General features: G+C 58.7%; 15 protein-coding genes. 3 read left to right on the top strand and 12 right to left on the bottom strand.

All coding sequences use genetic code 11. From position 1 onward, the window contains the following. Positions 1-61 precede the first annotated feature (61 nt). The 10 genes from der to ABLU88_RS12860 form a co-directional block, all read right to left on the bottom strand. Positions 62-1,540, bottom strand: coding sequence for a ribosome biogenesis GTPase Der (der, locus tag ABLU88_RS12905; protein ID WP_014230361.1), 1,479 nt, complete (start codon positions 1,538-1,540; stop codon positions 62-64). 115 nt (positions 1,541-1,655) lie between these two features. Next, positions 1,656-2,834: an outer membrane protein assembly factor BamB gene (bamB, locus tag ABLU88_RS12900; RefSeq protein ID WP_004104478.1), complete on the bottom strand. Its 1,179-nt coding sequence runs from the start codon at positions 2,832-2,834 to the stop codon at positions 1,656-1,658. A 10-nt stretch (positions 2,835-2,844) separates the two neighbouring features. Continuing rightward, complete coding sequence (locus ABLU88_RS12895; RefSeq protein WP_025106605.1) at positions 2,845-3,465, bottom strand: YfgM family protein; 621 nt, start codon at positions 3,463-3,465, stop codon at positions 2,845-2,847. 34 nt (positions 3,466-3,499) lie between these two features. Continuing rightward, complete coding sequence (gene hisS, locus ABLU88_RS12890) at positions 3,500-4,774, bottom strand: histidine--tRNA ligase (RefSeq protein ID WP_025106604.1); 1,275 nt, start codon at positions 4,772-4,774, stop codon at positions 3,500-3,502. Between the two features lie 91 nt (positions 4,775-4,865). Continuing rightward, positions 4,866-5,987 carry a flavodoxin-dependent (E)-4-hydroxy-3-methylbut-2-enyl-diphosphate synthase gene (gene ispG / locus ABLU88_RS12885; RefSeq protein WP_014230363.1) on the bottom strand — a complete coding sequence of 374 codons (1,122 nt, stop codon included), beginning with the start codon at positions 5,985-5,987 and terminating at the stop codon, positions 4,866-4,868. Between the two features lie 26 nt (positions 5,988-6,013). Next, positions 6,014-6,991, bottom strand: coding sequence for a cytoskeleton protein RodZ (gene rodZ, locus ABLU88_RS12880; RefSeq protein ID WP_134898439.1), 978 nt, complete (start codon positions 6,989-6,991; stop codon positions 6,014-6,016). A gap of 277 nt (positions 6,992-7,268) precedes the next feature. Continuing rightward, entirely contained in the window at positions 7,269-8,435 is a 1,167-nt protein-coding gene (locus ABLU88_RS12875; RefSeq protein WP_004123586.1) for a bifunctional tRNA (adenosine(37)-C2)-methyltransferase TrmG/ribosomal RNA large subunit methyltransferase RlmN, read from the bottom strand. Between the two features lie 354 nt (positions 8,436-8,789). Then, positions 8,790-9,221 (bottom strand): nucleoside-diphosphate kinase, encoded by a 432-nt coding sequence (gene ndk / locus ABLU88_RS12870; protein ID WP_004114414.1) that lies wholly within the window; start codon positions 9,219-9,221, stop codon positions 8,790-8,792. A 170-nt stretch (positions 9,222-9,391) separates the two neighbouring features. Beyond that, positions 9,392-11,716, bottom strand: coding sequence for a peptidoglycan glycosyltransferase PbpC (pbpC, locus tag ABLU88_RS12865; RefSeq protein WP_348836677.1), 2,325 nt, complete (start codon positions 11,714-11,716; stop codon positions 9,392-9,394). Next, complete coding sequence (locus ABLU88_RS12860; protein WP_348836675.1) at positions 11,717-16,663, bottom strand: alpha-2-macroglobulin; 4,947 nt, start codon at positions 16,661-16,663, stop codon at positions 11,717-11,719. It abuts the gene before it with no gap. Positions 16,664-17,063: 400 nt separating this feature from the next. Here ABLU88_RS12860 and ABLU88_RS12855 point away from each other — a divergent pair, with 400 nt between their 5' ends. The 3 genes from ABLU88_RS12855 (at position 17,064) to sseA (ending at position 20,465) form a co-directional block, all read left to right on the top strand. Beyond that, complete coding sequence (locus tag ABLU88_RS12855; protein WP_109241350.1) at positions 17,064-18,275, top strand: hypothetical protein; 1,212 nt, start codon at positions 17,064-17,066, stop codon at positions 18,273-18,275. A 35-nt stretch (positions 18,276-18,310) separates the two neighbouring features. Then, entirely contained in the window at positions 18,311-19,495 is a 1,185-nt protein-coding gene (locus tag ABLU88_RS12850) for a M20 family metallopeptidase (RefSeq protein WP_348836673.1), read from the top strand. Between the two features lie 124 nt (positions 19,496-19,619). Next, complete coding sequence (gene sseA / locus ABLU88_RS12845; protein ID WP_014230369.1) at positions 19,620-20,465, top strand: 3-mercaptopyruvate sulfurtransferase; 846 nt, start codon at positions 19,620-19,622, stop codon at positions 20,463-20,465. A gap of 39 nt (positions 20,466-20,504) precedes the next feature. Here sseA and sseB read toward each other — a convergent pair whose 3' ends face one another. After that, positions 20,505-21,281, bottom strand: coding sequence for an enhanced serine sensitivity protein SseB (gene sseB / locus ABLU88_RS12840; RefSeq protein WP_025106598.1), 777 nt, complete (start codon positions 21,279-21,281; stop codon positions 20,505-20,507). A 111-nt stretch (positions 21,282-21,392) separates the two neighbouring features. Then, positions 21,393-22,679, bottom strand: coding sequence for an aminopeptidase PepB (pepB, locus tag ABLU88_RS12835; RefSeq protein ID WP_348836672.1), 1,287 nt, complete (start codon positions 22,677-22,679; stop codon positions 21,393-21,395). Between the last annotated feature and the right edge of the window lie 20 nt (positions 22,680-22,699).

The raw sequence follows: 22,699 nt of genomic DNA, 5'->3' as shown, positions 1-22,699 counted from the left end.
TAACAACAGATACAAAAAAGCCCGCACGCGGGCTTTTTAACAATCGCGTAGTTGTGATTCGTTATTTGCTTTTCTTGATGTGCTTAATCAAGCGCTTACGCTTACGCATCTGGTTCGGCGTCAGGGTATTGCGTTTGTTGGCAAACGGGTTTTCCCCTTCCTTGAACTGAATACGAATCGGCGTGCCCATCACTTCCAGCGATTTACGGAAGTAGTTCATCAGGTAGCGTTTATAAGAATCCGGCAGATCTTTAACCTGGTTACCGTGAATAACCACGATCGGCGGGTTATAACCACCGGCGTGGGCATATTTCAGCTTCACGCGACGGCCGCGCACCAGCGGCGGCTGATGGTCTTCAGCAGCCATGGTCATGATGCGGGTCAGCATAGCGGTACCCACGCGACGGGTTGCGCTGTCGTACGCCTCGCGCACGGATTCAAACAGATTGCCTACGCCGCTGCCGTGCAGCGCGGAGATAAAGTGCACGCGGGCAAAGTCGATAAAGCCCAGACGGAAGTCCAGGGTCTCTTTCACCTGCTCTTTTACTTCCTGGCTCAGGCCGTCCCATTTATTGACGACAATCACCAGCGAACGACCGCTGTTGAGGATAAAGCCCAGCAGGGAGAGATCCTGATCGGAAATCCCTTCGCGCGCATCAATCACCAGCAGCACCACGTTGGCGTCTTCAATCGCCTGCAGCGTTTTGATCACCGAGAATTTTTCGACGACATCGGTAATTTTGCCGCGCTTGCGCACGCCTGCGGTATCGATAAGGACGTATTCACGCTCATCGCGCTGCATCGGAATGTAGATGCTGTCGCGAGTGGTTCCCGGCATATCGTAAACCACCACACGATCTTCACCCAGGATACGGTTGGTGAGCGTAGATTTACCCACGTTCGGGCGGCCCACAATCGCCAGCTTAATCGGCAGATCCTGCGGGTTAAAATCATCTTCCGGCTCTTCAAGCGCTTCGCCGTTCTGCTCGGCTTCGAACTGCGCCCAGTATGCCGCGTCTTCGTCCACTTCTTCCGGCGGGTTCACTTCGTCAACCCACGGCAGCAGCACGTGCTCGAGCAGGCTGGTGACGCCGCGGCCATGGGAAGCGGCGATAGGATAAATCTCGCCTAACCCCAGCGACCAAAAATCGGCAATCGCCTGATCGGCATCGATACCGTCAGTTTTGTTTGCCACCAGGAAAGTCGGTTTCTCACGGGATCGCAGATGTTTCGCAATTGCCGAATCCGCCGGCATCAGGCCCGCACGCGCATCGACCATAAACAGCACCACGTCCGCTTCTTCAATCGCCAGCAGCGACTGTTCCGCCATTCGCGTTTCTACGCCATCTTCGGTACCGTCGATCCCGCCGGTATCGATACAGATAAATTCGCGGCCTTCCACTTCAGCACGACCGTACTTACGGTCACGAGTCAGCCCCGGGAAATCCGCGACCAACGCATCGCGAGTGCGCGTTAAGCGGTTAAAGAGCGTGGATTTTCCAACGTTAGGGCGCCCGACAAGCGCGACCACAGGTATCATGTTAAATGCCTCATACAAAAATCGATACAACGCCCGTTTTCACGGCGTTTTTAAAAAAGCCAAAACGGCCCCTGTCTGCCAGGGGCCGTTTCTCAAAAATAGACTACCGCTGTTGTTAACGCGTAATCGCGTACAGCGTGCCGTCTTTCGCCTGAATCAGCAGTTTGCCGTCAGCAACAACCGGATCGGTCAGGAAGCCTGAGCTGTCCACCTTCTGCTGAGCCACAAAGTGACCATCTTCAGGGTTGACCCAGTGCATATAGCCTTCGCTATCGCCAACAACCAGATTGCCATTATACAGCACAGGCGCAGTCAGCAGACGGTGCAGCAGATCGCTTTGCGTCCACAGCGTCACGCCGCCGTCGGTGGTGAGCGCCAGCAGACGGTCATTCTGGTCAACCAGGTAAATACGGTTGCCGTCGACAATGAAATCGTTCACTGAACCCAGCTCGCGTTTCCACATAATCTGGCCGCTGCGCAGATCCAGCGCCGTCAGGTTGCCGTTGTAGGCCAGCGCGTAAATCACGCCGTTCACGATAACCGGCGTCGTGTCGACGTCGTTAAGACGGTCGATTTCCGTCGGACCGGTCGCGGTAGAGATACGCTGCTGCCAAATCATCTGGCCCTGCTGCATCAGCACCGCGCTGACGCGACCGTTGTCGCCGCCTACAATAGCTGCGCCGTAGGCGGTGGCCGGAGCGGATTCGCCGCGCAGGGAGAGCGCTGGCATATCAAGGTTAACGGTCCATTTCACCGCGCCATCGGCTTCGTTCAGCGCCTGAAGCTGACCGTTAGTGGTATGAATCAGCACCATGCCGTCGCTGACGACCGGACGAGAAATCGCTTCACCCGCCACGCTCGCTTCCCACGCGACGGTGCCGTCGCTGGTGTTCAGCGCATAAACTTTCGCTTTTTCGCTACCGATATAAACGTGGCCGCCGGAGACGGTCACGCCGCCGGAGAGCAGCGCAGGCGCGCGGGAGAACCAGCCGTCTTTCTCTGCCAGATTAACCGACCACACCTCTTTGCCGTCGCCTGAATTAAGGGCTTTAACGGTACCTTTACGATCGGCGGCATACACGACGCCATCAGCAAAAGCCGGGTGCAGGTTAGAGTAGAATTCGCCAATACCGCCGCCAACGGAGGTGCTCCAGGAGGTGGACGGCGTAAACTGGTTTTCCACCGTCGGCAGTGGCGACATTTTCACCACATCTTCTTCGCTGTTAAACAGCGAACAGCCGCTCAATAAGGTAACGGAAAGCAGCCCTGGCAGAAGTAATTTACGCAATTGCATCGAGTCCCTCTCAGATGGACAAATTATTTATTTTCATACGCATCATTTCGCTGAGCGCCGGTGAGGCATCGCTTTTCGCGCCCGCTTCCCATGCTGCTTTCGCCCCTTGCTTATCGCCTTTGCTCAGCAGGATCTCACCGCGCAGGTCAGCGACAATCGCGGTCCAGCCTTCGCCTTTCACGGCATCCAGGGTTTTCAGCGCGGCATCAGGCTGCTTAAGCTGCAGCTGGACGCGAGCAAGACGCATATTGATAACCGATTTCAGGTTATCATCAGAAGCGGCCGTAAGCCCCTGCTGAAGCTGCTTTTCAGCGTTCTGCAGGTCGTTTTTCTCAACAAACTGCTGCGCCAGCTCAAGAGAAGCAAACGCACCATAGGTGTTTTTGCTGTCGGCGGCAAATTTCTGCGCAGCGTTCAGCGCTTCTGGTTTATCCGATTTGAGGGCGGAAATCGCATTTTCATAAGCCAGAGACGAGCCTCTGGCGGTATCCAACTGATGGGAGGTCCAGTAGCGCCAGCCAACCAGCGCGCCAACGCCCAAAATCACCCCAACGGCCAGCGCCTTGCCATTTTCAGCAAAGAAACGCTTCAGCGCGTCGACCTGATCGTTTTCGTTATTGTAAAGTTCCACGCAGTCCTTCTCCTGACTAATGATTCCCGGGAGATTAACCCAGAAGTGTGCGCAAATGCGCGGCAACGCTATCCTGCGTTACGGTAGTTTGCTCTCCTGAGCGTAAATCTTTCACTACCACGTTTCCGTCAGCGATTTCTGATTCGCCCAGCACCAGCGCAACGCGAGCGCCCCATTTATCAGCGCGCGCAAACTGCTTCTTAAAGTTGCCGCCGCCGTGGTTGGTCATCAGCTTAACGCCGGGTAACGCATCGCGTACCTGTTCAGCCAGACGCATTGCTGCGGACTGGGTGTCAGTTCCGGAGGCTACCAGGTATATATCGACAACAGGATCGGCTTTAAATTCCGGATTCACTGCCTGAACCAGTAAAACAAGACGTTCCAGCCCCATCGCAAAGCCGACGCCAGGGGTTGCGCGACCGCCAAGCTGCTCAACCAGACCATCGTAACGGCCGCCGGCGCAGACGGTGCCCTGGGAACCGAGGCTGGTGGTGACCCACTCAAACACGGTGCGGTTGTAATAGTCGAGACCGCGCACCAGACGCTGATTCACGGTATAGCGGATACCGGCATCATCCAGCAGCGCGCAAAGTCCCGCAAAATGCGCTTTGGACTCTTCATCAAGATAGTCGCCCAGCGTCGGGGCGTCGTTCAGCAGCGCCTGGACGTCCGGGTTTTTAGAATCCAGCACGCGCAGCGGGTTAGTGTACATGCGGCGTTTGCAGTCTTCGTCCAGCTTATCTTTATACTGCTCAAGATAGGCCACCAGCGCGTCGCGATAGTTAGCGCGAGCCTCCAGCGAACCGATAGAGTTCAGCTCCAGCGCAACGTGGCTGGAGATGCCCAGCTCGCGCCACCAGCGGGCGGTCAGCATAATCAGCTCGGCATCAATATCCGGCCCCTGCAGCCCGAACGCTTCCGCGCCAATCTGGTGGAACTGGCGATAACGCCCTTTTTGCGGACGTTCGTGGCGGAACATCGGCCCGATATACCACAGACGCTGTTCTTGATTGTACAGGAGACCATGTTCGATGCCGGCGCGTACGCAGCCAGCGGTACCTTCCGGACGCAGAGTCAGGCTATCGCCGTTACGGTCCTCAAAGGTGTACATCTCTTTTTCAACCACGTCGGTCACTTCGCCGATAGCGCGTTTGAATAACGGGGTCTGCTCTACAATCGGCAAACGGATTTCGCTGTAACCGTAGCTACCAAGCACCTGCTTCAGTGAGCCTTCAATGCGCTGCCAGAGAGCGGTTTCGCCCGGCAGATAATCGTTCATGCCACGGATGGCTTGAATGTTCTTTGCCACGTTTATTCTCTTTATATATACAAAAATGAACCCCGGCGCCTCGCGCCCGCAGGTTCAATCATACACGGGAAGCGTATCGCTTCCCAACACGTTATTTCGCTTCAACCTGCTGAATATCGATGCGACGCGCCTCATCAAGCATCGATGCTTTAGCGCGAATACGCGCTTCCAGCTGATCGATCATATCGTCGTTATCCAGTCTGTCTTTACGTACGCCGTCTTCGTACAGGCCGCTTTTCTTGTTGCCGCCGGTCACGCCGAGGGTGGAAACCAGCGCCTCACCGGGACCGTTTACCACGCAGCCAATGATCGAAATATCCATCGGCGTAATGATATCTTCCAGCCGCTGCTCCAGCGCGTTAACGGTACCGATAACGTCAAACTCCTGACGTGAACATGTCGGGCAGGCAATGAAGTTGATCCCGCGAGAGCGAATGCGCAGCGACTTGAGAATATCGAAGCCCACTTTGATCTCTTCAACCGGATCCGCCGCCAGGGAGACGCGCAAGGTATCGCCGATCCCTTCAGACAGCAGCAGGCCGAGGCCGATCGCGGACTTCACCGCGCCGCTGCGCGCCCCGCCCGCTTCGGTGATCCCGAGGTGCAGAGGCTGATCGATCTGTTTCGCCAGCAGGCGGTAGGATTCAACCGCCAGGAACACATCGGAAGCTTTCACGCTGACTTTAAACCGATCGAAGTTGAGACGATCGAGGTGATCGACATGGCGCATTGCCGATTCCAGCAGCGCCTGCGGGGTGGGTTCACCGTATTTTTCCTGGAGATCTTTTTCCAGAGAGCCGGCGTTCACCCCGATGCGGATAGGGATGTTTTTATCGCGAGCGCAGTCCACCACCATGCGGATACGCTCTTCGTTACCGATATTGCCCGGGTTAATGCGCAGGCAATCAACGCCGTATTCCGCTACCTTCAGGGCAATGCGGTAATCGAAGTGGATATCGGCAACCAGCGGTACGCTAACCTGCTGTTTGATAAGCTTGAACGCTTCCGCCGCGTCCATCGTCGGCACCGAAACGCGCACGATATCCGCGCCAACGCGCTCAAGGGCTTTAATTTGATTTACCGTCGCCGCCACATCGGTGGTGCGCGTGTTTGTCATCGACTGTACGGCGATGGGAGCGCCATCGCCAATCGGCACATTCCCAACGTAAATTCGCTTTGATTTTCTACGTTGAATCGGAGCCTGGTTATGCATGAAAAATCTCCCGCGTTACCCGTCTGTTACTGCGCCGGTGATTGTTCGGCATTGAGGGTCAGACGTGCAACCTGGTTAGTTCTGATAAAACGACTCAAATCGACTGGTTTACCCAGATACTGTATCTGTACCGCCGCCGGGGCACCGATTTTCAGCTTATAAGGCGCCTGACCGCTCAGATTGAGGTTACCGCCTTTACGCTGTAAACCGCTGAACAGCTTTTTACCGGTCGCATCGCTCACTTCCAGCCAGCAGTCGGCGGTAAAATTCAGCACCAGATCCTGGGCGGAGGCCGCCGCAGCGGTCACGTTTGCCTGGTCGGTCGGTAACGGCGAAGTTGCCGGCGCTGCCGCCGTATCGACGTTGGCCTGAGAAGGCGCGACAACGGCGTTATTCTCGGCCGGAGCTGGAGCCGGGGCCGGAGTTGACGCCGCTGGCGCCGGAGACGTTTCTACAGGCGCGCTGTTGGCGGCGGTATCCGGTGCAGAATTCGCCGATTGATTATCCAGAGGGATGCTTTGGCTGTTGCTATCGCCCGCATTCAGTTCGGCGGAGGATTGATCGGCCATCGTGGAGATCTCGTCCTGCTGCGCTTTGTGGTCCTGCCACCACCAGGCGCCGCTGAGGCCAATCACCACGAACAGCACCAGCCAGGTAAAGCTCATTAGCCAGCCGTCGCGCTTTTTACGGCGTTTACCCAGCGAGAAGCTCTGCATGGGGGCAACTTTCGCCGCCCGGATCGGAGCCTGCTTGGCCATCATCGGCAGCAGCTCTTCTTCAGGAATGTGCACAAGGCGGGCATAAGAGCGGATATAGCCGCGCAGGAAGGTTGAAGCAAGATCGGCGGGTGCCTTATCGTCTTCAATATCACGAACCGTGGAAACCTTCAGGCATAAGCGTTCAGCCACCGCCTGCTGGCTGAGCCCGAGTTGTTCGCGGGCATTACGCAGACGCGCGCCCGTGGTGTTTGCTTCTTGATGGTCTTGAGTGGCTTCAGTATTCATTCGCTACAACTACTGGTACGTGAAATTTAAAATTCAGCGCCGGTGACCCCGCGCCGCGAGACATCTGCTCAACGTCAGACAAACAGTATAAGTCCGTATGACCTGGTATCACAGAGACTTATCAATATTGAATGCTAAGCGGTTGTTGTACCGCTACATACTGCCTCAAAGTCGACAAAAACGCACCGTAATTATTAACCACAACAGCGTATTTCGCCCGGCGATTCCATATAAATATGCAGCGCACCGCCAGGGCTGTGCGCTGCATCATTGATTATCAGACCGCCTTCACGTCGATGGCTTCGCCCTGCATACGTTTACGCAGCGTACGCTTGGTACGGTCGATAACGTCGCCGGCCAGCTGACCGCAGGCGGCATCAATATCGTCGCCGCGGGTTTTACGCACGATCGTGGTGAAACCATACTCCATTAACACCTTGGAGAAACGGTCGATACGGCTGTTGGAGCTACGGCCATACGGCGCGCCCGGGAAGGGGTTCCATGGGATCAGGTTGATCTTGCACGGCGTATCTTTCAGCAGCGCGGCCAGCTCGTGCGCATGCTCGGTGCCGTCGTTGACGTGATCCAGCATGACGTATTCGATAGTGACGCGTCCCTGGTTGGCGTTGGACTTCGAAATATAGCCACGCACCGAGTTCAGGAAGGTCTCAATATTGTATTTCTTGTTGATCGGCACGATTTCATCACGAATGGTATCGTTCGGCGCGTGCAGAGAGATGGCCAGCGCGACGTCAATCATATCGCCAAGCTTATCGAGCGCCGGCACCACGCCGGAAGTGGAGAGCGTGACGCGACGTTTAGAGAGACCAAAGCCGAAATCGTCGAGCATGATCTCCATGGCCGGCACCACGTTAGTCAGGTTCAGCAGCGGCTCGCCCATCCCCATCATCACCACGTTGGTAATCGGACGTACGCCGGTGGTCTTCACCGCGCCGACGATTTTCGCCGCGCGCCAGACCTGGCCGATAATTTCCGAAACCCGCAGGTTGCGGTTAAAGCCCTGCTGGGCCGTAGAGCAGAATTTACACTCCAGCGCGCAGCCCACCTGGGAAGAAACGCACAGGGTGGCGCGATCGTCTTCCGGGATATACACGGTTTCGACGCGCTGATCGCCAACGGCAATGGCCCACTTAATGGTACCGTCGCTGGAGCGCTGCTCTTCAACGACTTCCGGGGCGCGAATCTCCGCGACTTCCTTTAATTTGCCGCGCAGAACTTTGTTGATATCGGTCATCTCGTCAAAGTTATCGCAGCAGTAGTGATACATCCATTTCATCACCTGATCGGCGCGGAAAGGCTTTTCGCCCATGTTTTTGAAAAACTCGCGCAGCTGCTGACGATTCAAATCCAGCAGGTTGATTTTGGCATCTTTGTTCGGCACCGTCAGAGCGGCGCTATCAGGTGTGACTATTTGTTCAGACATAATTGATTCCGGCCTCGTTATTACACGTTATGGCCCCTGGAGGGTTGAAAAAAGAAACGCCCCGGGAGCGACTGCTCATCCGGGGCGCTGTATTCTACAAATTCTGGTCCATCAATACCACGTTTGCACGCAGCAATGATGAAAAAATCTGTAACTGCCAGACAGCTCCTCGTGACCGGGGTGAACGCGCGCAGCCAACACCGCGACGGTCGAAAAGGCGACGAGGATGGTATCTCCAAAGTATTTTACGTCACGGCGAGGCGGCGAATTCGCAAATCCCGGGAGCATAGATAACTATGTGACCGGGGTGCGCGAATGAAGCCAACAAAGCGGTGGCGTGAAAGACGCGGGAGATTAGCGGGTGCGCGGGCAAACCTCGCCTTCAGCAAAGAAAAACGCGATCTCGCGCGCAGCGGATTCAACGGAATCGGAACCGTGGGTGCCGTTCTCGGTGAAGCTGTCAGCGTAGTCTGCGCGCAGGGTACCCGCCAGCGCGTTCGCCGGGTTGGTTGCGCCCAGCAGGTCGCGATGACGCTGAACCGCATTTTCGCCTTCCAGCACGGAAACCACGATCGGGCCGGAAGTCATGAATTCAACCAGACCGTCAAAGAACGGGCGACCTTCGTGCTCAGCATAGAAGCCGCGAGCCTGCTCAACGGTCAGATGCAGCATTTTGGTGCCAACAATTTTGAACCCTGCAGCTTCAAAGCGAGAAAAGATGCCGCCAATAACGTTTTTTGCCACCGCGTTTGGTTTGATGATGGAAAAAGTACGTTCAATAGCCATGATAACCTCTTTATATATGTTGTTCTGTTTTGCAGATGAGCAGATGAGACCGATAAATACGGCGCGAATTATAATCATCATCTAAGGCGATTGCCTATGTGTTTAGGTAACATTTTTTTAAAAAAAAGCGACCTTAAACAACAAATCCCGCCAATTAAGGCACGTTACGTTTATTGCACGGTGAAGTTCGCGGCAACAATTTGCCCCGCCTCGTCCATCACCACCAGCTGATAACGGTCAGGGCGATCGATGTTAAGGGTCGCGCCGGCGCCTTCCGCCGGCAGAGGCTCACCGTTAAGAAACCACCAGCGGCGCCCTTCCCCGCCGGTCGTTTGCAGCGGCAGCATCACCTTTTGCTCGCCGGGCAGCCGTTTAACCACCGCGCCTTCACGAAGACCGGAGAGCACCAGCGGAGCGGCATCCGCGGTTTGCACCGGCGGACACGCCGCCGAAACCGCAGGCAGCCTGACGCGACGCCGTTCGCCTGCGGGTAGCCAGGGTTCAAGCGGCAGCGGCCAGACGTCGAGGCTTTTCTCTACCGCGCCGGGGCAATCTGCCGCCACCCGCAGCCCTTTCTCATTCAGCCACACCGGGAAGCGAATCCCGCGGATACCTTCCTGGCCGGGCAGCAGCAGGGTCGGCGGCTGGCTCTCATCAAGCAGCCAGGTGGCCAGCCGTCGGCGGCAGTTCGCGTCGCCCGCGGGTAAATTCTGCCCGCCGGGCCAGCAAACCGTCCCGGCGCTGACCGACGACGGGCGAGGGTCGGCCGGCAATCCGCCGCGGCTCATCGCCGGGCGCGCCAGCAGCATATTATTCACCTGGTTCAGCAGCGGCACCGCGCTGGCGAAGCCAAACTGCCCGACGACCGGCGTGCCGTCGGGTCGCCCGGTCCAGATACCTATCAGATAGCGGGCGTTCACGCCGATCGCCCAGGCGTCGCGGTAGCCGTAGCTGGTTCCGGTTTTCCACGCCAGCGGCACCACCTGCACCAGCGACGCATCGGGCACCGGCTGCGCTTCGCCGGCCAGTATGCGCCGCACGATCCACGCGGCGCCCGGCGACAGCAGCGGCCTCTCAACCAGCGGTGAGTCTGGCGTGATGCGCAATTGTCCCGCCTTACCATGGCGGGCGAACGCGCTGTACGCCGCCACGATATCCGCCAGACGCGCGCCGCCGCCGCCGAGGATCAGCGACAGATTCGGCTCCGCGCCGGCGGGCAGCATCAGCGGCAATCCGGCATTGCGTAGCCTGGCGGCAAAACGCTTCGGCCCGTAGGCCTCCAGCACCTGCACTGCCGGAAGGTTCAGCGAGCGAACCAGCGCGTCGCTCGCGCTCACCGGCCCGTGAAAACCGCTGTCAAAATTCCCCGGCCGGTAGTCGCTAAACCGTCGCGGCACATCCTGTAACAACGAAGCCGGATGGATCAGCCCCTCATCCAGCGCCATACCATAAACAAACGGCTTCAGAACCGAGCCCGGGGAGCGGATCGCCGAGACCATATCAATATGACCAAAGCGGCTATCATCGTTGATATCCACCGACCCTACCCAACCGCGCACCTTCATATTGGTATGGTCGACCACGATCATCGCTAAAGAGCTGCGCGGCGGCAGGCGCGATTTCCAGTTCAGCGCCAGGTCTTCCAGCTGCCGCTGCAGTCCGGCATCCAGCGTCGTTACCACCTTCTCTGCGCGGCTGCTCGCCAGCGCGCGGCGGGCAAAAAGCGGCGCCAGCTGCGGCATCTGCCGCGGAAAGAGCCAGACGGGCTCTTCGATAGCTTCTCGTACCGGCTGCGCCGGCCACACGCCCTGATTTTCCATCCGCAGCAGCACTTTATCGCGCGCCGCCTGCGCTCGCTCCGGCCAGCGATCCGGACGCAGCCTGCTCGGCGCCTGCGGCAGTACCGCCAGCAGCGCCGCTTCGCCATAGCTGAGCTGCGCGGGCGGTTTACCGAGATAGGCCCAGCTGGCTGCGCCTATCCCCTGCAGCGTACCGCCGAACGGCGCCCGGTTGAGGTAGAGCGTGAGGATCTCGCTTTTTGACAGATGCCACTCCAGCTGCAGCGCGCGCCATAGCTGACGCAGCTTGCCGCCGAAGGTTCGGGGATGCGGATCGAGAAGACGCGCCACCTGCATGGTCAGGGTGCTGCCCCCGGAGATCACCCGCCCGGAAGTGAGATCCTGCCAGGCGGCGCGAACGATCGAGAACGGATTAACGCCGGGGTGATCCCAGAACCAGCGATCTTCATACTGGATCAGCGCCTGTAAATAGCGCGGCGAAACGTCAGCCAGGGTCACCGGATAGCGCCAGACGCCCTGCGCGTCGGCGAAACGCCACAGCGGCGTCCCGTCTTCCGCCACCACCACTCTGGCAGGCGTCACCTCGCGCAGCGGCAGCGGCCACAGGCGATCGGCGGCCAGCAGCAGCAGCCACAGCAAAAAAATAAACGCCGCCAGCCAGCGCCAGCGGCGTTTAATGCGCTTCAGTGCCCGCATTTAGGGTGCAACGGTGAGCGGTCCGCTGGCCGCGCCGGTTGCCCGCCACTGCGGCACGTACATTGACTCGACCTGCGGCTGCGGTACCTGATAGGTGCCCGGCGTCACCGCGCGCGCCAGATAAACCAGCGTCACCGGCTGGCCTTCATTGATAGCCACCGCGGCGACGAAGCGATCGTCGCGAAACTCAATGTGCTGAATATCGGCCTGCTGCATCTGGTTAAGCAGATTCTGCACCACCTCGCCGTTCTCCTGCAGGCTGGCGCTGCTGTTGGCCAGATTCTGGTTTTCCAGCTCCAGCCCCGCCGGGAGTAAATCCACCACCAGCGCGTCCGGGACGTTACGCTTTGCCGTCACTTCCAGCTTTACCAGCACCAGTTCGCCGCTGCGCAGTGAAGAGAGCGATTTCTGCTGGCCCTGGGTATCGAAAATTTGCCGTTCAATGCCGAGTACGTTGCCTCCCGGCTGCGGCGCGTTCTGCGGATAGCCGCTGCTGTCGAGACGGAGCCACAGCGGCTGCTGGCCGGTATTGGTCACCTGCAAGGCCGCCAGCTGGTCGCCGGTCAGGTTGCGGGTTTGCGCTTTCTCGCCGGAGAGCGGTTCGGCCTGCACGGAGGTTTGCGCCTGCCAGCTGCCGGGGAGATCCTGCAGCGTACGCCCGGCCAGGAACAGGGCGTTACTCTCCTGCGTCGAGAGCCAGCGCTGGCCGTAGGCTTCGTCCGCCAGATGGCTGAGCAGCGTATTTTGCGCTTCCGGCAGCAGTTTGTTCTCCTCCAGCAGCGCCAGCTTCAGCGCATCGTCGCGCAGCTCGCTACCGTAATCGCCGAGCCAGCGGTTCGCGTCCTGCCGCGGCGTCGTCAGCGCCAGCTTCAGGGCTTCGTCGCCGCGCGGCGCATCGCCCATCAATTTCAGGGCCACGCCCAGCTGCAGCAGCGGCAGACCGGAACGCGCCTGGGCATGACGGCTCCAGATTTCGCGCAGCGCGCCGAGCGGCGCTTTCTGCTGCCGGGCCAGTACAAGCGCGGCGTAGGCCTGAGCGGCAAAGCGGCTGGCCTGGGCATCATCGCTATAGCGGACGGTCATCAGCCCCGGCTCCTGTAAATAACGCAGCAGGCGCTGGTTGCCGTTATTGACGGCGTTCGTTGGTACGCTGTAGCCCTGCTCGCCCGCCCGGACGAGGAAGTCCATCGCGTAGGCGCTCAACCAGTACTCCTCCGGCCCTTCTTTATCCCACAGGGCGAAACCGCCATCATCGCGCTGCATCTGCAGCAGACGAGAAATGCCGATATCCACCGCCGCGCGTCGCTTTTCATCACTATCGCCGCCGATCCCCAGGGCTTTAAGCTGGGCGGCGTTGGTATAGAGCGACGGGAACAGCCCGCTGGTGGTCTGCTCCAGGCAGCCGTAAGGATAGGCTTTCAGGTCGCGTATATAGCGCGCCAGGTTCAGCGGCGGCTTACCGCTGAACACCAGCTGCCCCTGCAACGTGGCCGGCGAGAAGCCCTCGCTTTGCGCCGCCGGAGCCTGCCAGCTTTCACCCGGCTGGAGGACAGCGCCGGAATTCACGGTTTGCGCCGGGAAAGCCGGACGCACGCCCAGCTGCCACTGCTTCTGCATCGGCGCGAAGGTTTCACCCGGCAGGTTCAGGCCGCTGATGGTGGCATTTACCTGACCATCGCCAAAGCCTTGCTGCGCGCGAACCGGCACAAACAGGGTGGTGCGCGCGCCGGGAGCCAGATGCACCGGCGGTATTTCTCCCCCTTCAAGCTGCAGCAGACCGCTGGCGGCCAGCGCAACGTTGAGGGTCTGCGGCTTATCGGTCAGATTGCTGAGATCCAGCGCCAGGCGAGTGGTATCTCCGCTGGCGAGGAAGCGCGGCATATTCAGCTCGGCAATAACCGGCGCCGCCACGATCGTTTTTCCTTCGCTGCTGCCAAAATCCTCAGCGGTCCACGCCTGGGCCATAACCCGCAGTTCGCCGTTAAAGTCGCCAATCGGCAAAGTCACCGTCCCTTCGCCTTTCTCATCCAGCACCACCGGCTGCGCCTGCTGAGCGATAATCGTCACGTGATTAACCGGCGGTTTGCCGCCGCGTTTGAGTTCATCACCGTCGCCGCCGAAGCGCAGGCTGGCGAGTCTCCCCTGCCCTTCGATCACCTGACCATAGATATCGTAAATATCGGCGCCGTAGCGTTTCTGGCCAAAGAAGGCGTTCCACGGATCCGGCGTTGCATAGTCGGTGATATTGAGTACGCCGCTATCGACGGCGGAGAGCAGCACGTTAACCTGTTTCGGCGTCTCGCCTTCTTTGACGCTGGCCTTAACGTTGACCTTCAGCGGCTGGTTGGGGCGCATTTTATCCGGCGCTTCCAGCGTCAGGTTCAGACGGCGATTTTCATCGCCAAGCGGCAGATGCAGCAGACCCACCGCCCGTTTTGGCGTCGCGGACTGGGATTTATCCCCCGGACGAATCACCAGGGTGCTGAGGTAGAGGTCGTGACGATTCCACGCTTTATCCACCGGGATCGATAACTCCATCCCTTCCGCCGGGACGTCAATCTCCTGCCACCACAGCGGCCCTTCGCTTGATTCCACCAGCGCGTAGCCTTTACCGGCTGCCGGAGCGGCGATATGCAGCTTGATCGTATCGCCCGGTTTATAGGCCGGTTTGTCCAGCTTCATGGTGACGCGGTCCGGACGCGCCGCCCCCAGGCCATCGCTGTTATCCTGCCAGCTGTATCCGGCCCAGAAGCGCACGCTGCTGACCGCATCATCCGGCCCTTTAACTTCCAGGCGATAAGAACCCCACTCGACCGGGAAGCTCACTTTCGCCGTTTGTCCGGCTGAAATATCCAGCGACTCCTCGCCTTCCTGAAGATCTTTTTGATCGAACTGCGACTGCCAGCCTTCGCTCTCGGACCAGTTCCAGTAGTAATCGCGGCGTTCGCGAATCAACCGAACCTGCAGCCCGGAGACCGCTTTCTTCTCACCCTTAGCGTCGGCATACACAATCTCAAACGCGGCGGTGCCGTTTTCATCCACCACCGGCTGCTTGATAGTGCTGTCGGTGCGATAGTCGTAAACCTCTTTCAGGGCAAATTCCGGTCGGATACCCGGCAGCGTTTCGGCCGGCCAGATCGGCTGCCTGACGGTGCGCGTGACCGGTCTGCCACCGGACTCCAGCAGGCTGGCCTGCAGGATCACCTGCAGCGGCGAGCGGCTCTCCTGCCACTGGCTGGCGGCGATGACTTCCGCATGTCCGCGATCGTCCAGGGTGGTCTGCACTTCATCCAGGCTGCGGGAAAGGTTCTCTTCGGCAATGTCGCCAAACTGGAAGCCCGGCAGCGCAGGCACCGCATCGCGCAGCGGACGCAGGAACAGTTTACCCTGCAGCGAGTTGCCGCTGGCCGGCGCGCCGTACAGATACGCCCCGCTCACGGCAAAGCTGACATCCGCAGCCGGCGAAACCGGGGCATTTTGCGGCGTGAGATTCAGCGCCATGCGCTCAGGCATAAAATCTTCAACGTGAAAATCCCACTCGCGCGGCTGGTTGTCGCCGGTGCTGGCGCGAATGTGCCACATCCCGGTCGCCGCGCCGCTATCGAGCGGATAAGTCAACTGATACAGGCCGTTAACCGGTTTGCTGACCGTCGAACGAATAACCTGCCCATCCGGCTGCACGACTTCCAGCTTCACCGGCTGCTCGGGGAGCGGTTTACCGTCACTATCGCGCAGTAGCGCGTTGAGAATAACCGTTTCGCCCGGACGATAGAGATCCCGTGGGCCAAACATAAATAGCTGCTTGCTGAAGCCCGGCGCGCCGGCGATGGAAAATTCAGCCAGGTCCAGCGCCGGGAGCTTGAGATCCAGCAGAGTGGTTTGCCCGTCCTTACGCGCCAGCAGCAGCGCCGCTTCTTTGTCCGTTTGCAGCGTCACGTGCCCCTGAGCGTCGCTCTTCGCCTGCGCCAGGGTTTGCCCTTTGGCGTTCAGCAGCTGCACATCGATACCGGACTGCGCCGCGCCGTTTTCCAGGCTCTGGGTAAAGACATCCAGCCGGTTGTGGTAGCGGTGCGCGGATACGCCGATATCGCTGAGGGTGAACAGCGTCGCGGCGTTGCTATAGCTGTAGCGGCCCGCCTGGTTCATCACCGCGATATAGACGCCCGGCTCCTGCAACGGCTTGATATCCGCCAGCGGCAGCAGCAGTTTTTCGCGCGTATTGCGCGCCGGGTTAAGGTCAAAACGGCCGGTGTAGACCAGATCGGCCATCTTCAGCAGCTCGTCCGACTCCCAGTTGCTCAGCGAATTGCGGTATTCCCATTGGCTGACGAAGGCGGAGAGCGATTCAGGTTTGATGCGGAAAAAATTGACGTCGATGTTATCGACATTCAGCGCCATCACCGGCAGTCCGGCCACCACTTTCCCCGGCAGCAGCGAGCCGCGGCTGGCAAAGCCGATGCTCGGGGCGATATCGCGGGTGGTAATGGTTTTTTCAACGCTGCTGTCTAAGGTCGCTTTATTCAGCGCGGTCAGGGTGGGGTCGAGCGAAACGATCAGCTCGCGTTTTGGCTCAAGATGGCGTAGACGCAGCTCTTTAAGATTGGGCGCCAGCTCCCATGCCCCATCGACTTTGCCGCTTTTTTTGTCGACCAGATGCACGCTGCGGGAGAAATCCTGATCCGGCTGCAGAGGAATAGAGAAGGTCAGCACCAGCGTCGACGCGCCGTCGAGCTGAACTTCAGAAGCATCCAGCAGCGTTAACGCTTTGCCTTTGCTTTTTTCAGCCAGCGCCGCCAGCTGGGCGCTGTCCGGCTTCGCGGGCGCGCTATCTGCCGCCGCGGATGGCGCCGACGCGACCGCCTGCGGTTTGCCGCTGTCGTCACAGGCGGTCAACGATAGCGCGGTAAGTAGCGCCAGAGATAGCGCCGCCAAACGAAATGGTTTCATCCTTCTAACCCCTCGGCCCGCAGGCCAGATAATTTCAGTGAACACATTATTATGCGTTAGCGGCAGAATTACCAATAGCGCGCTAGCAAGCAATATTGGTAGGGATCACGGATAGCTGGAGTGGATTAATTTAACGGATATACCGCGCTACGATTTTTCTTATATCAACTTTTAATATCCTCAGCTATCAATACTTTTTATTCTGAAATCCCACTCTCTCCGCCCATATAAATTGACAAGGCGCGCGCTTTCTATTTATTGTTCGGGATATCATTGCCTTTAAAATATAAATTATTACGCCGGCGATGATATTGACTATACGTTCCAGCGTTTACCAGATAACACAACATCAACCCATCTCATATAAATATATATGGGATTAATAATATGGAAGTTATTTATGTCTCAGATGGTCGCACTGTCGATTATTATTTTAATTCTTTATATCGGCGACGTTGTTTCAACCCGCACAAAAGCCTGGATTCCCTCCGTATTTGTCTGTGCGGTCCTGTTTTTAATCGGGTACTGGACATTTTTCCCGGCAGATATTATCAGCCGGGCCGGAATCGGCACGCCGGTTGCCATAATGCTGATGTATCTGTTAATCACCAATATGGGCACCCTGCTGTCGCTAAAAGAGCTGGCGCAGCAGTGGAAGACCGTAGTCATCTCCCTCGCCGGCATTGCCGGGATCGCGGCGGCGGTCTTTGCGGTGAGCCTGGCGCTGTTCGACCGCAACACCGCTCTGGTCACCATTCCTCCGCTGGTCGGCGGTATCGTCTCATCGCTGATTATGTCGCAGGGCGCGAGCAGCGCCGGACTGGTCGACCTGTCGGTTTTTGCCATTTTGATTTACGTAATGCAGGGGTTTGCCGGATATCCGCTCACCGCCATCATGCTGCAGCGCGAAGGTAAAACGCTGCTTGCCCGCTACCGCAGCGGCGAGCACCGACCCGATGACATCGCCGATGAGCACGCGATGCTCACCGTTGGCGAGGAGAAAATGCCGCGCCTGTTCAGTAAAATCCCCGTTAGCTACAACAGCAACTACTTTAAATTCCTGCGGCTGGCGCTGGTCGGCTGTCTGGCCTGGCTTGTCGCCGACCTCGCGAAGCCGATAGTGAATATCAGCCCCTTCGTACTGTGCCTGTTTTTTGGCGTGGTGTTTACCTCGTTAGGCTTTCTTGAAAAGCATATGCTGCATAAGGCGAACGGCTTTGGCTTCGCTATTATGGCATTGATGCTATTTATCTTTGATACCTTAAACAAAGCCACGCCGGAGATGCTGCTGCGCCTGCTTTTCCCGATGGTGGTGTTAATCGCCACGGCGGCGATCGGGATGTTTGTTGTCTCCTGGCTGGTCGGGAAACTGCTTGGCGTCAGCGGCCCGATGGCTTTCGCCATCTCATTGACCGCGCTGTACGGTTTCCCCGCCGACTATATTATTACCAACGAGGCCATCAACGCCCTCACCCACGATGAAAAAGAGCGCCAGATGCTGACCCACCATATGCTGGGCCCGATGCTGGTCGGCGGATTCGTCTCCGTCACCATGGTGTCGGTGGTGTTAGCCGGAATTCTGGTCGGCTATCTGACCCCCGCTGTCGGCTGATCGCGTTGAATTTTTAGCAAATGATGGAGCCATTGATGATTAACCCTGACATCACCGCGATTATCGCCAGAGAAGAACAGGCGATGATCGCTTTTCGTCGCGACCTGCACGCCCATCCGGAACTTCCCTGGGAGGAGAAGCGCACCACGGATCGCGTCGCCGCCGGACTGGAGGCCATCGGCATCCCTTACCGCCGGACGCATCCTACCGGAATCATCGCCGACATCACCGGCGGCCAGCCGGGTAAAACCGTGGCTCTGCGCGCCGATATGGATGCGTTACCGGTGGTGGAGCTGAACGATCCGCTCGACTATAAATCACAAACCCCCGGGAAAATGCACGCCTGCGGCCATGACGCCCATACCGCCATGCTGCTGACCGCCGCCCGTGCGTTATATGACGTCCGCGAGCAGCTGGCGGGCAACGTCCGGCTGATCTTTCAGCCTGCGGAAGAGATTGCCGAGGGGGCGAAGGCGATGATTCAGCAGGGGGCTATCGATAACGTGGATAACGTTTTCGGGATGCATATCTGGTCCGGCACGCCGTCCGGCAAAATCTCCTGCAACGTCGGTTCCTCCTTTGCCTCAGCCGATTTGCTGAAAGTGACCTTCCGCGGCCGCGGCGGCCACGGTTCGATGCCGGAGGCCTGCGTCGATGCGGCGGTGGTCGCTTCCGCTTTCGTGATGAATCTGCAGGCTATTGTGGCGCGAGAAACCTCCCCGCTTGAGTCCGCGGTAGTCACCATCGGCAAAATGGATGTCGGCACGCGCTTTAACGTCATTGCCGAGAACGCCGTTCTTGACGGTACCGTGCGCTGCTTCAGCCTGGAAGCGCGCCAGCGCCTGGAAACGGCCATTACCCGCTATGCCGAGCATACCGCCGCGGTATATGGGGCGACCGCTCAGGTTGACTACTGCTACGGTACGCTACCGGTGATCAACGAAGAGCGCAGCGCGCTGCTGGCGCAGTCGGTTATCCGCAACGCGTTCGGCGATGGCGTCCTTTTCAATGAAAAACCGACCACCGGCGGAGAGGATTTTAGTTTTTATATGCAAAATATCCCCGGTGCCTTTGCGCTGCTCGGCTCGGGCAATAAAGAGAAAGGCAGCGACTACGCGCACCATCACGGCTGCTTTAATATCGACGAGCAGGTGATGAAAAGCGGCGCTGAACTGTACGCGCAGTACGCCTGGCGCTACCTGCAGCAAAACGCGTTTTAAGCCAACTCTCCCCCGACGCCGCTCGGGGGAATATCACATTCCCGCCGCCTCTCCTTGAAAATGCCTTGTCGATATCGCAAAAAACAACAACAATCACTCTATTGTTGATGACACGGAGGCACTCATGTCTACCTCGTTTTTTGTCGCTGCCGACTGGCTGGCAGAGCATATTGATGACCCTGAAATCCAGATTATCGACGCGCGGATGGCCCCCCCGGGACAGGAAGAGCGCGATCTTAACGCTGAGTATCAGGCAGGCCATATTCCCGGCGCCGTCTTTTTCGATATCGAAGCCCTCTCTGACCACACCAGCCCGCTGCCGCACATGATGCCGCGCGCGGAGGCGTTTGCCGTCGCCATGCGCGAACTTGGCGTCAGCAGCGATAAGCATCTGGTGGTATACGATGAAGGCAATCTCTTCTCCGCGCCGCGCGCCTGGTGGATGCTGCGCACGTTCGGCGTTGAAAAGGTGTCGATTGTCGCCGGTGGGCTGGAGGGCTGGCGCCGCGATGGGCTACCGCTGGAGCAAGGCCTCCCCGAACTGCCGGAAGGTGATTTTGACGGCCGCGTCGATCCGCTGGCGATCAAGCGCCTGACCGATGTGCTGCTGGTCAGCCACGAAGGATCGGCGCAGATCGTCGATGCGCGCCCGGCAGGACGCTTTAATGGCCAGGTGGCAGAGCCGCGACCGGGACTGCGCAGCGGGCATATTCCCGGCGCGCTAAACGTACCGTGGACGGAGCTGGTGATTAACGGCGAACTCAAAACTACCGATGAACTCAACGAGATCTTCGCGCGTCAGGGCGTCGATTTTGAACGGCCGATTATTGCCAGCTGCGGCTCCGGCGTAACGGCGGCGGTCGTCGTGCTGGCGCTCACCACCCTCGGCGTTAACGGCGTTAGCCTGTACGACGGCTCATGGAGCGAATGGGGCGCGCGGACGGATTTGCCGATTGAACCGGCGCAGTAGGCAGTAAAGAGAACAACGGGGGCCTGAGCCCCCGTTGAGTTAAATAATCCGATTGTGCTTAAAGTCGCGCAGGAAGCTGCCCCAGCGCTTTTCATAAAACGGCGTGATGTGGGCGATCATAAAGTGGCTAATCCCCTTTTCCCCCTCCACTACCTGACAGATATCAATCGGCTCGTCGCCGGGAAGCGTATCGGTCGCCACGCTGCCGGTCGCCTGAATAACCTCCTCAATATCGCCTTCCGCTTCAATGCCAATCAGCAGGTTGGCTGGCGCATCGGCGCTGTCTTTGATAGAGCATAAAAACGCGCGCTTCACCGTTTTCAGGGTCTTAAACAGCGCGGTCAGCGAGTCCACCATCTGCGCGGGCGGCTCGGCAACCTCAGACAGCAGCAGCGACTCTCCGCCTTCAAGCACGGTCTGGGTGCTGAGCGGGCTGCCCTCTTCCCCCAGCAGATGGCTAATCTCACGCGGCGCAAACTCTTTGCCGGTGGCGAGTTTGGCATTGAGATAGAGCGTTTCGCCGAGGGTCATGGCGAACAGCGTGCGCACCGGCATCACCACAAAAGACTGTTCGTCCTCAACGGCCTGCTGCAGCGCTTCCAGCGAGGTGAAAAAAGGAATGACCGATGTGCCATCATCTTTTTCCCAGTGCTGCAGATCCAGCACGCTGTCTTCAACGACCTGCTCGCCCTGAGCGGCGGCTCCGGGTACCCACACCGTAGCTTCCAGCAGCGTACGGAAAAACGCCGGACGATGGCCTGGCTCGGTAGCCGCCTTCTCCAGCAGGGTTTCTAGCTCATTTTTAGTTTCGGACATAGTAGTTCCACAACGAAAATCCCCTCACCCCGGCTCTCTCCACGAAGGAAGCGGGAGAAAGCCGAACGTGACCTCCCCCTGAAACATCAGGGGGAGGGTCAGGGGAAAGGGTTATTCCGCGGTCAGCAAATTAGCAATAGTGCGCACGCCGAGGCCGGTCGCGCCGGCCGACCACTGCTCAACCGCAGATTTGCGGTAGGTCGCCGAACAGTCGATATGCAGCCAGCCTTCATGATAATTCTCCACGAAGTGGGACAGGAAGCCCGCCGCGGTGCTGGCGCCGGCCGGATAGGCCGCGCTGCCGGTATTGTTCAGTTCAGCAAAGTTGGACGGCAACTGGCCGCGGTGGAACTCAGCCAGCGGCAGGCGCCAGAAAGCTTCGTTTTCAGCCTGCGCGCTCGCCAGCAGGCGATTCGCCAGCGCATCGTCAAAGCTGAACAGCGCGTGATAATCATTGCCAAGCGCGGTTTTCGCCGCGCCGGTCAGCGTGGCGGCATCGATGATCAGCGCCGGCTTTTGCGCCGAAGCATCGATCAGACCGTCCGCCAGTACCAGGCGACCTTCCGCATCGGTGTTCATGATTTCCACGGTTTTGCCGTTGCGATAGTGAATAATATCGCCCAGTTTGAAGGCGTTACCGCTAATCAGGTTATCGGCGCAGCACAGATACAGCTTCACGCGCTTGTTCAGGCCGCGCGTGATGGCGAACGCCAGCGCGCCGGTTACCGTCGCCGCGCCGCCCATATCGGACTTCATCGAGTCCATAAACGCGCTCTGCTTGATGCTGTATCCGCCGGAGTCAAAGGTGATGCCTTTACCGACCAGGCAGGCGTACACCGGGGCTTCTTTGTCGCCGGTTGGGTTATAGTCCAGCGCCAGCAGGACCGGCGGACGCTCGGAGCCGCGGCCGACGGTGTGGAGGCCCAGGTAGTTCTGCTCGCGCAGATCTTCGCCCTTGGTGATGCGATAAGAGACGTTATCGCAGGCCACGCTGCACAGCAGGTCTACCGCACGCTGCGCCAGCTGTTCCGGCCCCAGCTCTTCCGCCGGGGCGTTGATGGTGTCGCGGACCCAGTCAATAATGGTCAGGCGGTTATCCAGTTCGCTTTTCTGCGCATCGTCGAGGGCCGGCCACTCCACTTTGCGGCTGCCTTTCGGGCCTTTATAGCCGGCCCAGAACGCCCATGCGCGATCGGTATCCCAGCCCTCGCCGTCAAGCGCGACATGTTTGATGCTCATGCCGTCAATTTTTCGCGCCGCGCGCTGAATCAAACCGAGGTCGTCTTTGCCGTTCAGATGCAGGGCGATGCCGTCGTTATTAATGCTGTAAGATGCTTTTTCTCCCCAGCGCGCATCGGCTGGCTGAGCGGTAAGCGTAATTTTCATAGCTTCGGTCATTATCATTATCCTTCTTAGCA

Origin of the sequence: Klebsiella sp. GW_Kp182 (assembly GCF_040062275.1) — a bacterium.
Classification (GTDB): Bacteria; Pseudomonadota; Gammaproteobacteria; order Enterobacterales; family Enterobacteriaceae; genus Klebsiella; species Klebsiella michiganensis.
The sequence above is the reverse complement of the archived record's forward strand: the minus strand, read 5'-3'. Positions and strand labels throughout refer to the sequence as shown.

Excerpts from the sequence above, each read along its gene's own strand:
- ABLU88_RS12850 (WP_348836673.1), top strand. The coding sequence starts at position 18,311 with ATGATTAACCCTGACATCACCGCGATTATCGCCAGAGAAGAACAGGCG.
- der (WP_014230361.1), bottom strand. The coding sequence starts at position 1,540 with ATGATACCTGTGGTCGCGCTTGTCGGGCGCCCTAACGTTGGAAAATCC.
- sseA (WP_014230369.1), top strand. The coding sequence starts at position 19,620 with ATGTCTACCTCGTTTTTTGTCGCTGCCGACTGGCTGGCAGAGCATATT.
- bamB (WP_004104478.1), bottom strand. The coding sequence starts at position 2,834 with ATGCAATTGCGTAAATTACTTCTGCCAGGGCTGCTTTCCGTTACCTTA.
- sseB (WP_025106598.1), bottom strand. The coding sequence starts at position 21,281 with ATGTCCGAAACTAAAAATGAGCTAGAAACCCTGCTGGAGAAGGCGGCT.
- ispG (WP_014230363.1), bottom strand. The coding sequence starts at position 5,987 with ATGCATAACCAGGCTCCGATTCAACGTAGAAAATCAAAGCGAATTTAC.
- ABLU88_RS12860 (WP_348836675.1), bottom strand. The coding sequence starts at position 16,663 with ATGAAACCATTTCGTTTGGCGGCGCTATCTCTGGCGCTACTTACCGCG.
- ndk (WP_004114414.1), bottom strand. The coding sequence starts at position 9,221 with ATGGCTATTGAACGTACTTTTTCCATCATCAAACCAAACGCGGTGGCA.
- pbpC (WP_348836677.1), bottom strand. The coding sequence starts at position 11,716 with ATGCGGGCACTGAAGCGCATTAAACGCCGCTGGCGCTGGCTGGCGGCG.
- rodZ (WP_134898439.1), bottom strand. The coding sequence starts at position 6,991 with ATGAATACTGAAGCCACTCAAGACCATCAAGAAGCAAACACCACGGGC.
- ABLU88_RS12855 (WP_109241350.1), top strand. The coding sequence starts at position 17,064 with ATGTCTCAGATGGTCGCACTGTCGATTATTATTTTAATTCTTTATATC.
- pepB (WP_348836672.1), bottom strand. The coding sequence starts at position 22,679 with ATGACCGAAGCTATGAAAATTACGCTTACCGCTCAGCCAGCCGATGCG.
- ABLU88_RS12875 (WP_004123586.1), bottom strand. The coding sequence starts at position 8,435 with ATGTCTGAACAAATAGTCACACCTGATAGCGCCGCTCTGACGGTGCCG.